The sequence below is a fragment of the Paenirhodobacter populi genome, assembly GCF_004022215.1.
Taxonomy (GTDB): domain Bacteria; phylum Pseudomonadota; class Alphaproteobacteria; order Rhodobacterales; family Rhodobacteraceae; genus Rhodobacter; species Rhodobacter populi.
On sequence record NZ_SAUZ01000013.1, the window covers coordinates 68185 to 81976 of the forward strand.

Here is a 13792-nt window from a genome sequence, read left to right on the forward strand (position 1 = left end):
GCGGGCCGCGGCCGTTCACTCAACCCCGTGCGTGTGCCCGTGCCGCCGGTTCCAGCGGATCGAGGACCAGAGCGCGATCCCGATCAGCAGCGCCCCGGCAAGGCCGGTGATGACCTCGGGGATATGGAACAGGGTCTGCACATACATCACCACCGCCAGCGCGGTGATCGCGTAAAAGGCCCCGTGTTCCAGAAAGCGGTATTCCGACAGCGTGCCTTTCTCGACCAGCATGATGGTCATCGAGCGCACATACATCGCCCCGATGCCCAGCCCGATGGCGATGACGAACAGGTTCTGCGTCAGCGCGAAGGCCCCGATCACCCCGTCGAAGCTGAACGAGGCATCCAGCACCTCAAGGTAAAGGAACGCGCCGATCCCGCCCTTGGCCGCGGTGGACAGCGTATCCTGCTGCACCCGGTCCAGAAGCCCGCCCAGCACCTCGACCAGCAGGAAGGTCAGCAGGCCCCAGATCGCCGAATTGACAAAGACCTGCGCCGCCGCCCCGTCGTGAAGCTGCGAGAAGCCGAGGATCATCAGCAGCACCACCGCCACCTCGACCCCGCGGATCGAGGCGTAGCGCGCCATGTGGCTTTCCAGCCAGCGCACCCAATGGACCTCTTTTTCATGGTCGAAGAAGAAGCTCAGCCCCACCATCATCAGGAAGGTGCCGCCGAAGGCCGCGATCGGCAAGTGGGCGTCGTGCATGATCCGGGCGTATTCGTCGGGCTGCGAGGCGGCCATGACCAGCGCTTGCCACGGGCCGATCTTGGCCGCGATCACCACGATCAGCAGCGGGAAGACGATCCGCATCCCGAAGACGGCGATGATGATCCCCCAGGTCAGGAAACGGCGCTGCCATTTCGGCGTCATCGTCTTGAGCTTGTTGGCATTGACGATGGCATTGTCGAACGACAGCGAGATTTCCAGCACCGCCAGAACGCAGCAGATGAAGAAGATCGTCGCCGTGCCGCCCGCCGTGCCGGTGGTCTGCCAGCCGAGCCATGCGCCAAGCGCGAGCCCGAGGATGGTGATGATGAAGGCCCAACGGAAATAGCTCAGCACGGAGGCCGAGGCTCCGGACGCGGACTTTGCCCCGCCGGAGAGGTTGGTCGGATTGGTCATGAAAGACATTCCAGGCGGCTGGAGCGCGTATGATGCCGACATCGCGAAAGCGCCGCCACTTCCGCCAGAGGGGCCCGGTCATCGAACGGAATCCTGTGTCGGGGCCGGTTCCGGGCACCTGCCGGGGCATCACGGTCTGACACAGCAGCGTGATCCTATCGCGCCGCGCGCGCGCGGGCAACAGGTTACGCGCGCAGGGTCCGCCGGGGGCGACGCAATGCCGCCATCGCGGCGATGGCGGCCAGCGGCAGGGCCAGAACCGCCAGCAGGCTGGGCCAGTGGCCGGGCAGCGCGCCCCAGTCCGGCCCGACGATCCGCCCGGTGCCGAATTCCTCGCCGCTGTGCTGGCACAGCTCGAGGTCGCGGCCGTTCGCCAGCATGTCGGCGTCGATGCGCTGGCGCAGGCGGTCGACCGCGGGGCTTTTGCCGGGCAGGGATTCGAGGCGCAGCAGCGCCTCGCGCGCGGTGGCCAGATAGGCGTGGGCGCAGCCGTTGAAGGGGCTGGCCGCATCGGTGACGGTGCCGGGCATCAGCCCCCAGAGGCAATAGGCGAACTGGATTTCGGCATGGTTCGTCAGCCGGCGCAGGGTCTCGTCCACTGGATAGTGGCGGGCGGCAAGGGCAAGGATCTCGCCCCGGTGGCGGGCCAGAACGGCCATCTGCCCGTGTTCGAGGCTGGCGATCGGCACCCCGCCCGGATGGTCCTCGGGCGCGCGGGCGCCATGCGGCTGCGCGGCGGATGCCAGCAGGCATCCCGCGAGCGCGAGGAAGAGGCCACGAAAGCGGGGGCGCAAAGCTGCCATTGCCGTAGTCCCGGGAAAGGGATGCCGCCCGTGGGCGGCATCGGTTCAGGCCAGCGCGTGACGGCGGCGGGGTTCCAGCCGCGCCTCGGCCAGGGCGCCGAAGGTCAGGCCGATCACCGTCCACAGGATCGCGTGGATGCCGATCGTCACCGCGCGGAAGGCCCAGAGGCGTTCGGCGGCGAAATCCGCGGGCACCTCGTTCACCGGGGGCAGGGCGAACAGCACGACCGCGATCACCGCCAGATAGGCTACGCCGGCGATGATCCCCGCCGTCCACGCCCCGCGTTCCGCGCACAGCCGCCGCGCCAGCGCCACCGCAAGCACCATCGCCGCGATGGAGACGACGAGCAGGATGAAGAACAAGGATGTCCGGCTGCCGATCGTTTCCGCGCTGCCCACGGCGGGCGGGTTCGCCGGATATTTGATCTGCGGCACCAGCGCCACGGAAACGAAGGCCGCAAGCGCCAGCAGCGCCGAGGTGGCGCGCGCGCCAAGCGCCGTCACCCGGCCATAGGCCCAGGCGAAGACCAGCGCGAAGATGCCGCCGATCGCCGCACCATAGACCAAGAGGCCGGTGGCAAGACCGATGGTGGATTGCGTGGCGCGGCTGACGATCTCGGGCTCTTCCGGCTCGCCCGCGGCGGCGGCCTTCTGTTCTTCAAGCCCGATGGCATAGTCGACCTCGGGCTCGCCGAAGGCATAGGCGAAGCCGAAGGCAAGCACGGCGGCGATCAGCCCGGCGATCATGCCGCGCAGCAAAAGGGAACCGACCATGTGCGTCTCCTCAGTGGCAGGGGAAGCCAAGAAGATGGCGGCCGTCATGCACGAATTCATGCACATACATGCCGTTGAAGAGCGCGATGGCGCCTTCCTCGGCGCTGATGAAATAGATCGCCAGCACAAGGATCAGCCCGGCGAAGACCGCCCAGGGAAGCAGCTCGCCAATCGGGACGGGAACGGGGCGCGCAGGCGCAAAGGTGGTGTCAGTCATGAGGCTCTCCTGGGATTTCGCGTCCCGTTGAGGTTTCCGGCGACCGCCCGAGGTCTGACTTCCGAAGTTTCGGTTACAGTGGCGCGACCGCGCCGGAATTGCACCGGCTTCCCGTGCGGTGCCGCCCTTCCATGGTTAGTCGGATGGGGGCGGGCTGTCAATTCTTGGTGATTCCGGTCTTGGCGATCCCGGCGCAGGCGCGAAGCAGGGGCCGGTCGTAGCGCGCCATCCAGTCCTGCGGCGGCGGCGCGCCGGTCAGGAACAGATGCTGGCGCAGCGCGACGCGGATGGTGGCGGTGCCGTGGCGGTCGGCGGCGATCTCCTCGAACCGGCCTTCGCGCAAAAGGGCAAGGACCCGCTGTTTCAGCAGCCACAGATCCGCCCGCCCGTGGGCGGCGAGCAGCGCCTGAAAGGCGCGGTGGCGCGCCGGTCCGTCTTCGGCCATCGGATGCGGCGGGAAGACATGCGCGACCGGCGTTTCACCCGGGCGGAGCGGCGTCGCCCGCGACGGCCCCGCCGTGCCGAGGATCAGCACCGGCACCGGGCCGGGCGGCTGCCACCGCTCGATCCGCGCGATGCCGGCGTCGGTGATCCATGTGCCGGAAAGGGCGGTCAGCGCGGCCTCGGCCCAGTGCCGCCCGCATAGTGCCAGTATCGCGGGCAGGGAATCGGGATCGGGGCGGAACAGCACCCGGACCATGCCGTCGCCTTGCCCCATGTCGAAAACCGGGGCCTCGCGGTCCTCGTCGCGGATCGCGTGGGGGTCGGAGGTCAGGCGGCGGATCGGTTGCGGCTTTGCCTTCGGGGCGGGGGGCGCGCAGATGGCGATGCCCTGCGTCCAGCCCTGCGGGGTGGAGCTGATCGTCTCGAACGCCAGAAGGGGGGCATCCGCCGCGATGCGCAGGCGGGCGGGGCCTGCCTCGGCGATCAGGTCCCGCCCCGCGCGCGTCACCGGCCCGGCGGGGGTGAAGCCCATGACGGCGGCGGGGGTGCCGACGCTCCAGACATGTCCCGGCGCGGCAAGCAGCCCGGCCAGCGTTCCTTCCCTGTCATCCGTCATCCGCGCCCCCGATCCATCCCGCAGCTATCGCCCGGGCGGGCGGGCCCGGTCAACGCCGGCGTTGACATCGGCGGGCCTGCACCGTTCCTTGCGCCAGACAGGAAAGGGAATCGCATGGGCAACCCATCGGCGGAAGACACCGCGATCATCAGCGAAACGGAACTGCGTGGCATCGTCGCGCGGATCCTTGAACGGAACGGCTGCCGGTCCGAAGTGGCCGGGATCCTCGCCGCCAATTGCGTGGGGGCGGAGCGCGACGGATCGGTCAGCCACGGCCTCTTCCGGGTCGAGGGGTATATCGCCTCGCTCCGCTCCGGCTGGGTCGATGGCACGGCGGTGCCGGTGCTGGAGGACAAGGCCCCCGGCTGCCTTGCCGTCGATGCGAAGAACGGTTTCACCCAGATCGCGCTGGATCTGGCGCGCGGGGAGTTCACCGCCCGCATCCGGCAGAACGGCATCGCGCTGCTGCTGATCCGCAACTCGCACCACCTCGCGGCGCTGTGGCCGGATGTCGAGCCTTTCGCCGAAGAGGGGCTGATTGCGCTGTCGATGATCAATTCGATGACCTGTTCGGTGCCGCAGGGCGCGAAAAAGCCGGTCTTCGGCACCAATCCCTTTGCGCTGGCCGCGCCTGCGGGGAAGGAAGGGATGCTGGTCTTCGACATGGCCACCACCACCACCGCGCATGGCGATGTGCAGGTCGCCCGGCGCGAGGGCCACATGCTGCCCCCCGGCACCGGCGTCGACCGCGACGGCAATCCGACGGGCGATCCGGCGAAGATCCTCGACGGCGGGGCGCTGGTGCCGTTCGGGGGGCACAAGGGCTCGCTCATCTCGCTGATGGTGGAACTGCTGTGCGCGGGGCTCGGTGGCGGGCATTTCTCGTGGGAATTCGACTGGTCCGGCCATCCCGGCGCGGCGACGCCGCATACCGGGCAGATCTTCATCGGCATCGATCCGTCAAAGGCGGGCGGGTTGCCCTTTGGCATGCGGGCGGAAACGCTGGTCGAAAAGCTGCGCGAGGCGGGGCTGAGCCATCTGCCGGGGCGCCGCCGTCACGATCTGCGCGCCGCCCGCGCCGGGCAGGTGCCGGTCGCCGCGGCGCGTCTGGCGCATCTGCGCGATCTGGCCGAGGGACGCGCGGGCTGAAACGAAAACGCCGCCCCGAGGGGCGGCGTTTCCTGTCATGCGGAACGGATCAGCGGTAGACGATGCCGCCATCGGTCAGGATCGCCTGACCGGTGATGTAGTCGGAATCGTCGCTGGCAAGGAACTGCACCAGCGCCGCCACGTCGTCCGGGGTCTGCACCCGGCCAAGGGCGATGCCCTCGACATATTTCTTGTAGGTCGCCCCGATCGGCGCGCCGGTGATTTCCGAAAAGCGCTTGTCGATGTCCACCCACATGTCGGTGCCAACGATGCCGGGGCAATAGGCGTTCACGGTGATGCCCGAGCTGGCGAGTTCCTTCGCCGCCGCCTGGGTCAACGCGCGCACCGCGAATTTGGTCGACGAATAGACACCCAGCAGCGCAAAGCCGTCATGACCGGCGATCGACGAGGCGTTGATGATCTTGCCCTTGTGGCCGAGCGCCTTGAACTTCGCGGCGGCGGCCTGAATGCCCCACACGACGCCGTTCACGTTGATCTTGTAGATCAGGTCGAGGTCGGCCGGGCGCACGTCCTCAAGCGGTTTCACCTGCGCGATACCGGCGTTGTTGACGATGACGTCGAAGCCACCCAGTTCCTTCGCCACATGTTCGACGGCGGCGAAGACCTGATCGCGGTCGCTGACATCGGCGGTGAAGGTGGTGGCCTTGCGGCCAAGCGCCTCGATCTCGCCCTTCACGGATTCGATCTTGTCGGACTTCAGGTCGACCAGACCCACATCCGCGCCTTCCTTGGCCAGACGCAGGGCGATGCCGCGGCCGATCCCCTGGCCAGCCCCGGTCACCAGAGCAACTTTTCCGTTCAAAGACATGGTATTTCCTTTCAGGGAGGTGCCGCGCGACCCCGGGGCCGCGCGGCGGTCGTCTTAGAAATGCGCGTCGATGTCGACGACATCGATCAGCTTGTGGTTGACGAATTCCTTGAGCCCGAGGCCCAGAAGTTCGCGCCCGTAGCCCGAGCGGCGGATACCGCCGAAGGGCAGGTCGGCCTCGACCTTGGTCGGGTGGTTGACGAAGACCATGCCCGTCGAGATTTTCTTGGCGACCTCGAAGCCGTGCTTTTCGTCCTTGGTGAAGACCGAGCCGCCAAGCCCGAAGGGCGAGTCATTGGCGATGCGGACCGCATCGGCCTCGTCCTTCGCGCGGAACAGCATCGAGACCGGACCGAAGAATTCCCAGTAGCGGGCCGGGTTGTCCTCGGCCAGTTCGGTCAGGATGGTGGGCTGCACGAAGGCACCCTTGTTCGGCACGGCGGGGCCGACTTCCTCGGCCTTGGCGCCATGTTCGATCGCCTTGCGGATCTGCGCCTTCACGTCATCGGCGGCCTTTTGCGACGACAGCGGCGCCAGCGTGGTCGCCGGATCCATCGGGTCGCCGGCGACGAGCTTGGCCACGCCCTTGCGGTAGCCGTCGAGGAATTCGTCATAGACGTCATCCACGACGATCATCCGCTTGGACGACACGCAGACCTGCCCGCCGTTCCAGTGACGGCCGAACACCGCCCAGTCGATGGTCTTCTTCAGATCGGCGTCCTTGAGCACGACGAAGGCATCGGCGCCGCCAAGCTCCATCGTCGATTTCTTCAGCGCCTTGCCCGCCTCGGCCGCGACGATCGCGCCCGCCGCTTCGGATCCGGTCAGCGCCACGCCATGCACGCGCGGATCGTTGATGATGGTGTTGATCTGCTCGCGGGTCGGATAGAGGTTGGTGAACCCGCCCTCAAGCAGCCCGGCCTTGTGCATCAGCTTTTCAAACGCGGCGGCACTTTGCGGCACGTTCGAGGCATGCTTCAGGATCAGCACGTTCCCCGCCGAGAGCTGCGGCGCAAGGATGCGCGCGATCTGATAGTAGGGGAAGTTCCACGGCTCGATCGCCAGCAGGATGCCAAGCGGTTCATGCACCAGCACCGCATCGCCTTCGGCCGGGTCAAGCACCGGCAGCTTTTCCGGGGCCAGCAGCTTTTCGGCGTTGCGGACGTAATATTCGAAGATCTTGGCGGACAGTTCGACCTCGGCCTTTGCCTCGGCGAAGAGCTTGCCCATTTCGAGGGTCAGCAGTTTCGCATAGCCATCGGCATCGGCGCGCAGCAGGTCCGCCGCCTTTTGCAGGACCTTCACGCGCTCGGCGATGGGCGTGTCACGCCATTTCGCGAACGCGGCATCGGCCTTGTCGAGTGCCTTGCTCACCTCGGCATCCGTCGCATCCGGGAAAGAGGCGACAAGCTCGCCGCTGTATGGATTGATCGTTGCGTAGGACATTTCATTCTCCTTGTCGCAGCCGGGAGCACGCTCACGAAGGCGGGTTCCCGCGGGATTTTCAGGCCAGCGTGGTTTACCGCGCGGTCCGGTCGTGACGATTACAATAGCTCTCTGATTTCGGAAGGGTAGCTGCCTTTGTCGCCGTTGCGATGTGCAATTCCGCACAGGTCATTTGCTCGTCCCTCCTTCGGATGGCTGCAGATGGGATATTCTATCGAAACGCTAGGGTTTTCCTTGATCGAAGTCAAAGTGGAGCCCGCCGCGCCATCTTTTGCACAAAGTCCCGACGCGGGGCGGGGTTCCCCCGCTCACGCGCTTGTGCCCAGAAAAAACGCGGCCCCCGAAGGCGCCGCGTCCATTGCGTGAAATTTTCATGACGGCGGGGATTTCCGTGTCGGATCGCTCGGTTTTCAGATCGGTTTGTCTTCGCCCTCGGGCGTGACGACCCGCGACGGCAGCCCGATCCGGCCGAGAAGTTCGAGGAAGGGCCTTGCGGGCAGTTCCTCGACATTGGCCATCTTCTTCACGTCCCAGGTGCCTTGGGCGATCAGCAGCGCGGCGGCGACGGGCGGCACGCCGGCGGTGTAGGAAATCCCCTGCGAGCCGACCTCTTCATAGGCTTCCTTGTGGTCGGCGACGTTGTAGACGAAGACCTCGGCGTCCTTGCCGTCCTTCGTGCCCTTCACGAAATCGCCGATGCAGGTCTTGCCGGTGTATTTGGGCGCGAGGGATGCGGGATCGGGCAGCACCGCCTTGACGACCTTGAGCGGGATGACCTCCTGCCCCTCGGCGGTCTTGACCGGCTGTTCGGACAGCAGGCCGAGGTTCTTCAGCACGGTGAAGACGTTGATGTAATGGTCGCCGAAGCCCATCCAGAAGCGGATATCGGCATCGGGATAGTTGGCGGACAGGCTGTGCACCTCGTCATGGCCCGACAGATAGGCCTTCTGCTTGCCGACGACGGGCAGATCCCATTCGCGGCCGACCTCGAACATCTTGTTTTCCTGCCACTTGCCGCCCTGCCAGGAATAGACCGTGCCGGTGAATTCGCGGAAGTTGATTTCCGGGTCGAAGTTGGTGGCGAAATACTTGCCGTGCGAGCCGGCGTTGATGTCGACGATATCGACCGAGGTGACGGAATCCAGATATTCATCCGCCGCGAAGCGCACATAGGCGTTTACCACGCCCGGATCGAAGCCCGCGCCCAGAATCGCCGTCACGCCCTTTTCGGCGCACAGATCGCGCTTCTTCCATTCGTAGTTGCCATACCACGGCGGCGCCTCGCAGATGCGGTCCGGCTCTTCGTGGATGGCGGTGTCGATATAGGCGACGCCGGTTTCGATGCAGGCGTCCAGAACGTATTTGTTCACGAAGGCGGAGCCCACGTTGATGACGATCTGCGCCCCGGTTTGGCGGATCAGTTCGGCCACCGCCGCCGTATCCATCGCGTTCACCGCGTGGGCCTGGAACGTGCCCGGCACTTTCATCGCGCCCTTTTCATGGACCGAGGCGATGATGGCATCGCATTTCGCGCGGGTGCGCGAGGCGATATGCAGGTCACCGAGGATGTCGTTGTGCTGGGCGCATTTGTGGGCAACCACTTGCGCGACACCGCCGGCACCAATGATGAGCACGTTCTTTTTCACTTCAGCTTGCTCCTTTCACGAGCGAGGGGAAGGGGGGCGATCAGCCCCTCAGGACAGCGAGGATGCGTAATCCTCATAGGAAAATTCGCGGATCAGGTCGATGGTTCCGTCCTGCCTCCGGATGGCGATCGAAGGCATCTTCACGCCGTTGAACCAGTTCTTCTTGACCATCGTGTAGCCCGCCGCGTCGCGCACCGAAATCCGGTCGCCGACGTTCAGCGGTGCGGCAAAGCGCGCATCGCCGAAGATGTCGCCCGCCAGACAGGACTTGCCCGCGATCTGGTAGGCGTGCTCGCCGTCCTGCGGGAGCTTGGCGGATTCGCGGTAGATCAGCAGGTCGAGCATATGCGCCTCGATGCTGCTGTCGACGATGGCGATCTTCTTGCCGTTGTCGAGGATGTCGAGCACCGACACCTCAAGCGTCGTCGACTGGGTGATCGAGGCCTCGCCCGGTTCCAGATAGACCTGCACGCCGAAGCGTTCGGAAAACAGCCGCAGCCGCGCGGCCAGCTTCTCGATCGGGTAGTCGTCGCCGGTGAAATGGATGCCGCCGCCAAGCGAAACCCAGTCGAGCCGTTCCAGCAGCGGGGCGAATTCCTCCTCGATCCGGGTCAGTTGCTGGTCGAACAGGGCGAAATCGCGGTTCTCGCAATTGTAGTGGATCATCACGCCGGAAATCAGCTCGCCCACCGCCAGCAGTTTCGACAGATCCCATTCGCCAAGCCGCGAGAAGGGCCGCGCCGGATCGGCAAGGTCGAAGCCCGAGGTGGAAAACCGCGGGTTCAGCCGCACGCCACGCTTGATATGGGCCGACTGCGCCTCGAACCGCTGCAACTGCGCGACGGTGTTGAAGATGATCTTGTCGGCGTAGCCGCAGGCCTCGTCGATCTCGCCATCCGCCCAGGCGACGGAATAGGCATGCGTCTCCTTGCCGAATTTCTCATGCCCGAGCCGCAGTTCGTAAAGCGAGCTGGAGGTCGTGCCATCCATATAGGGCCGCATGATGTCGAAGGCCGACCATGTGGCAAAGCATTTCAGCGCCAAGAGCGCCCGCGCACCCGAGGCTTCGCGCAGGAAGGCGATCTTGCGCATGTTGTCCAGAAGCCGGGCTTCGTCGATCAGGTAGAAGGGTGTCGGAAGCATGGTCCCCCCAGGCGGCAAAGTGAAGCCGCGATATAGGACCCCCGCCCCCCCAAGCGCAAGAGGCGGTCAATCGACCCGCAGCGCATCCTTGGCTACGGCCAGAGTGTAACCCTTGCGTGAAATGTTCCTGACAAGCAGCTCGGACACCAGCGCATTGCCCATCGCGTCGCGCAGCCGCTTGATGCGGGTGGCGCCGGCGGCTTCCTCGCATTCCGCCTCGGGCTTGCCGGAGATCATCGATTCGATCTGCGCGCCGGTCAGGGTGTCGTCGTCCATCCGCGCCTCGGCCAGAACGGCAAGCGTTTCGATCGCCGCGGGGGTCAGGGTGAACACCATGTCGTTCAGCATCACCGCGTTTTCGGCGCGCAGGATGCGCAGGGACTGCACCTCGATCCCCGCGCGGCGGATTTCCGTCATCCGCCGGTTCTGGCTGACCACCGTCAGCAGCAGCACCAGCGCCGCGATCATCAGTGCCGAGGCAAAGACCAGCAGGATGAAGATGATCATCCGGTAGGAGGTCAGCACCTCGGTGAATGCGGTGCCGGATTGGGCCAGAACCTCCAGCAGGCGCAGCTGCGTCGGATTGGTCAGCGCGTCGTTCGCGACGAAGATCTGTTCGACCTGCCGGTTGAACGCATCGGCATCGGGCAGCGTGACGAACAGCAACGCCCCCGCCAGCGCCAGAATCACCCCGATCGCCGCCACGCCCCAGACGAGCGCGCGCGAGCCGGTGCGCAGCCCCTCAGTAACGGAGGAAATATGATCCGGCACTGTCTTTCCTTTGATCGAGCCCTTCCGGCCCGAAAATGGAGACGATGTTGAGAAGCGTCCAGCCGTCCCGTGCCAGACGCGGCGCCAATGCGCGGGCCGCCGCCTGCCGGTCGCAGGCATTGTCGGGCAGTTGCGCGACGCCGTAATGCAGCCGCAGGGGGGCGTCGCGCTTGGCCTTGTAATCGGCATAGCAATCCGCCGCCGCAGGGCTTGCGGCACAGAGCGCGAGGGTCACGGCAAGGCAGGCGAGGGCGGATCTGGTCATGGCCCGAGGCTGCTATGCGGCCGCCCGTCATGCAATAGCCAAAAGGGGTTATGGCTTTGTTATCGGATAACGGAGCCCTGATATTGCGTGACGGACCTGTCCCGAACCAGCCTGCGTTCACCCTGCGGGCCATCATGACCCGCCTGAGAAAGGACAGACCATGATGAACGGACTTTTCCGCAATCCGCTTGCGACCGTGGCGACGGTGATCGCCGTCGGATTCGGCGCGATGACGGTGACGGCGCATCCCGCGGCGGCGCTGACCGATCGACAGGCCCTTGGCCTTGCTCTGGGCATCGGCACGGCCGCCGTGGTGCTGCATCAGATCGACAAGAACAGCGGCAAGTCGCACCGGCCTCGCCATGCGCCGCCGCCGCCTCCGCCGCGCTACAGCCAGCACGGGCCGAAACATGCCCAGTGGAATCACCGTCCCGCCCCGCATCGGCATGATTTCCGCGGCCCGCAGCACGGTCCGCAGCATGGCCCGCAACGCGGCTGGCGCTGAGCAATTCACAGGCCGGATCAACCGGCATCGGGCAGTCGAGGCTGAAAGGGGCGGGTTTTCCGCCCCTTTTTCCTTGCCTCGCGGCCTGTCTCGCGGCACAGCCGGGGCATGATGGAACTGCCCGATTATTCCTTTGAGCTGGCGGCGCGGGCGCTTGGCTTTCGCGCCGTCGCCGGTGTCGATGAGGTCGGCCGCGGCCCGCTCTGCGGTCCCGTCGTCGCGGCGGCGGTGATTCTGGACCCCGCGCGCATCCCCGAGGGGCTGAACGATTCGAAGAAGCTCAGCCACAAGCGGCGGATGGCGCTGGAAGCGGCGATCAAGACCGATGCGGTCTGGTGCGTGGCCGAGGCCTCGGTCGCCGAGATCGACCGGATCAACATCGTGCAGGCCAGCCATCTGGCGATGTGCCGCGCGCTGGCGGGCCTTGCGCGCAAGGCGGATCACGTTCTGGTCGATGGCAACCTGCTGCCCAAGACTCTGGCGATTCCCGCGCAGGCCATCGTGCGGGGCGATGCGCGGTCGGTGACGATCGCGGCGGCCTCGATCCTCGCCAAGGAAGCGCGCGACCGGATGATGGTGGATTTGGCGCAACAATATCCGGGCTACGGCTGGGAACGGAACGCGGGCTATCCGACGAAGGATCATCTTCAGGCGCTTCTAGATCTGGGGCCGACCCCCGTGCATAGGCGTTCGTTCCGCCCCGTCCACAATATCTTGTGCCAAGACATTTCCTTAAGCCGTTGAATTAAAAAAGAATTTGACGGCGAGTCCGGCTTCTCGCATCTTGGGCCCACGAAGACCGGCACAAGCCGGCGCGTAATCGAGCAGACAGATGAACAGGCGCAACCCGAGCTAATCGGGTGCTTCCGGCTTGGCCGGACCGAACGAGGCACAGATGACGAAAACGACTACGCCAGCGGCGCAGGCGATGCTGCCGCTCAACCAGATTTTGGCGGGCGATTGCATTGAGGTGATGAACAGCCTTCCCGAGGCGAGCGTCGATCTGATCTTTGCCGATCCGCCCTACAACCTGCAATTGCGGGGCGACCTGCATCGGCCGGACAATTCCCGGGTCGATGCGGTGGACGACGACTGGGACCAGTTCGGCTCCTTCGCCGAATACGACCGTTTCACCCGCGACTGGCTGACCGCCGCGCGCCGGGTGCTGAAACCCACGGGCGCGATCTGGGTGATCGGCTCCTACCACAACATCTTCCGTCTGGGGGCGGAGCTGCAGAACCAGGGGTTCTGGATGCTCAACGACGTGGTCTGGCGCAAGGCGAACCCGATGCCGAATTTCCGCGGCAAGCGGCTGACCAACGCGCATGAGACGCTGATCTGGGCGTCCAAGACCGAAGGCGCGAAATACACCTTCAACTACGAGGCGCTGAAGGCGCTGAACGAAGGCGTGCAGATGCGGTCGGACTGGGTGCTGCCGATCTGCACCGGCCACGAACGGCTGAAGGACGAACAGGGCGACAAGGCCCATCCGACGCAGAAGCCCGAAAGCCTGCTGCACCGGGTACTGGTCGGCACGACCAATCCGGGCGATGTGGTGCTGGACCCGTTCTTCGGCACCGGCACGACGGGCGCGGTGGCGAAGAAGCTCGGCCGCCATTACATCGGCATCGAGCGCGAGGAAGCCTATCGCAAGGCGGCGCAGAAGCGGCTCGACCGGATCCGCATCTTCGACCGCGAGGCGCTGGAGGTCACCGGATCGAAACGGGCGGAGCCGCGCGTGCCCTTTGGCACGCTGGTCGAGCGCGGAATGCTGTCGCCGGGCGAGGAGCTGTATTCCCTCGGCAGCCGCTTCAAGGCCAAGGTCCGCGCCGACGGCACGCTGATCGGGCGCGACATCAAGGGCTCCATCCATCAGGTGGGCGCGCAGCTTGAGGGCGCGCCAAGCTGCAACGGCTGGACCTACTGGCATTTCAAGCGCGAGGGGAAGCTTGTCCCCATCGACCTGCTGCGCCAGCAGATCCGGGCCGAAATGAACTGATTTCCGACTTGCGCGCGGGTGACCGCGCCGATGTTCCGCCAGTGTCCGGGGCTGCCCCCGCGA

Annotated in this window: 15 protein-coding genes and 1 riboswitch; of the genes, 4 read left to right on the top strand and 11 right to left on the bottom strand. The window is 65.8% G+C overall.

The window, feature by feature from the left end; translation table 11 throughout:
* Nucleotides 1–15 precede the first annotated feature (15 nt).
* The 5 genes from D2T30_RS11995 to D2T30_RS12015 all read right to left on the bottom strand — a co-directional run bounded on the left by D2T30_RS11995 (nt 16) and on the right by D2T30_RS12015 (nt 3976).
* Nucleotides 16–1122, bottom strand: a complete 1107-nt coding sequence (locus tag D2T30_RS11995) for a DUF475 domain-containing protein (RefSeq protein WP_128209063.1) — start codon at nt 1120–1122, stop codon at nt 16–18.
* A 185-nt stretch (nt 1123–1307) separates the two neighbouring features.
* A complete protein-coding gene (locus tag D2T30_RS12000; protein ID WP_128209064.1) occupies nt 1308–1925 on the bottom strand; it encodes a hypothetical protein in 618 nt (205 codons plus the stop codon).
* Between the two features lie 45 nt (nt 1926–1970).
* Nucleotides 1971–2699: a CbtA family protein gene (locus D2T30_RS12005; protein WP_128209065.1), complete on the bottom strand. Its 729-nt coding sequence runs from the start codon at nt 2697–2699 to the stop codon at nt 1971–1973.
* Between the two features lie 10 nt (nt 2700–2709).
* Nucleotides 2710–2916, bottom strand: coding sequence for a CbtB domain-containing protein (locus tag D2T30_RS12010; RefSeq protein ID WP_128209066.1), 207 nt, complete (start codon nt 2914–2916; stop codon nt 2710–2712).
* Nucleotides 2917–2944: 28 nt separating this feature from the next.
* Nucleotides 2945–3085, bottom strand: a riboswitch (cobalamin riboswitch).
* Nucleotides 3074–3976, bottom strand: coding sequence for a DUF6925 family protein (locus tag D2T30_RS12015; protein ID WP_128209067.1), 903 nt, complete (start codon nt 3974–3976; stop codon nt 3074–3076). It overlaps the preceding riboswitch by 12 nt.
* 114 nt (nt 3977–4090) lie before the next feature.
* Here D2T30_RS12015 and D2T30_RS12020 point away from each other — a divergent pair, with 114 nt between their 5' ends.
* Nucleotides 4091–5125 (top strand): Ldh family oxidoreductase, encoded by a 1035-nt coding sequence (locus D2T30_RS12020; RefSeq protein WP_128209068.1) that lies wholly within the window; start codon nt 4091–4093, stop codon nt 5123–5125.
* 49 nt (nt 5126–5174) lie between these two features.
* Here the strand turns inward: D2T30_RS12020 and D2T30_RS12025 are convergent, their stop codons facing one another.
* The 6 genes from D2T30_RS12025 to D2T30_RS12050 form a co-directional block, all read right to left on the bottom strand.
* Nucleotides 5175–5954, bottom strand: coding sequence for an acetoin reductase (locus D2T30_RS12025; RefSeq protein WP_128180204.1), 780 nt, complete (start codon nt 5952–5954; stop codon nt 5175–5177).
* Between the two features lie 54 nt (nt 5955–6008).
* Nucleotides 6009–7400: an NAD-dependent succinate-semialdehyde dehydrogenase gene (locus tag D2T30_RS12030; RefSeq protein WP_128209069.1), complete on the bottom strand. Its 1392-nt coding sequence runs from the start codon at nt 7398–7400 to the stop codon at nt 6009–6011.
* Between the two features lie 410 nt (nt 7401–7810).
* Nucleotides 7811–9046, bottom strand: a complete 1236-nt coding sequence (locus D2T30_RS12035; RefSeq protein WP_128209070.1) for a saccharopine dehydrogenase family protein — start codon at nt 9044–9046, stop codon at nt 7811–7813.
* A gap of 48 nt (nt 9047–9094) precedes the next feature.
* On the bottom strand, nt 9095–10189 hold the full coding sequence (locus tag D2T30_RS12040) for a carboxynorspermidine decarboxylase (protein WP_128209071.1): 1095 nt from the start codon (nt 10187–10189) through the stop codon (nt 9095–9097).
* Between the two features lie 66 nt (nt 10190–10255).
* Nucleotides 10256–10960, bottom strand: a complete 705-nt coding sequence (locus D2T30_RS12045) for a hypothetical protein (protein ID WP_128209072.1) — start codon at nt 10958–10960, stop codon at nt 10256–10258.
* Nucleotides 10932–11225 (bottom strand): hypothetical protein, encoded by a 294-nt coding sequence (locus tag D2T30_RS12050; protein ID WP_128180214.1) that lies wholly within the window; start codon nt 11223–11225, stop codon nt 10932–10934. Before D2T30_RS12050 ends, D2T30_RS12045 begins: the two co-directional genes overlap by 29 nt.
* A 160-nt stretch (nt 11226–11385) precedes the next feature.
* On the opposite strand from D2T30_RS12050, the gene D2T30_RS12055 reads away from it, so the two are divergent.
* The 3 genes from D2T30_RS12055 (at nt 11386) to D2T30_RS12065 (ending at nt 13729) form a co-directional block, all read left to right on the top strand.
* The gene (locus D2T30_RS12055; protein ID WP_128180216.1) at nt 11386–11730 is read left to right on the top strand and encodes a hypothetical protein; all 345 of its coding nucleotides are present in this window, start codon (nt 11386–11388) and stop codon (nt 11728–11730) included.
* 111 nt (nt 11731–11841) lie between these two features.
* A complete protein-coding gene (locus D2T30_RS12060; protein ID WP_206612949.1) occupies nt 11842–12474 on the top strand; it encodes a ribonuclease HII in 633 nt (210 codons plus the stop codon).
* 151 nt (nt 12475–12625) lie between these two features.
* A complete protein-coding gene (locus D2T30_RS12065) occupies nt 12626–13729 on the top strand; it encodes a site-specific DNA-methyltransferase (protein WP_128209074.1) in 1104 nt (367 codons plus the stop codon).
* Nucleotides 13730–13792: the final 63 nt, after the last annotated feature.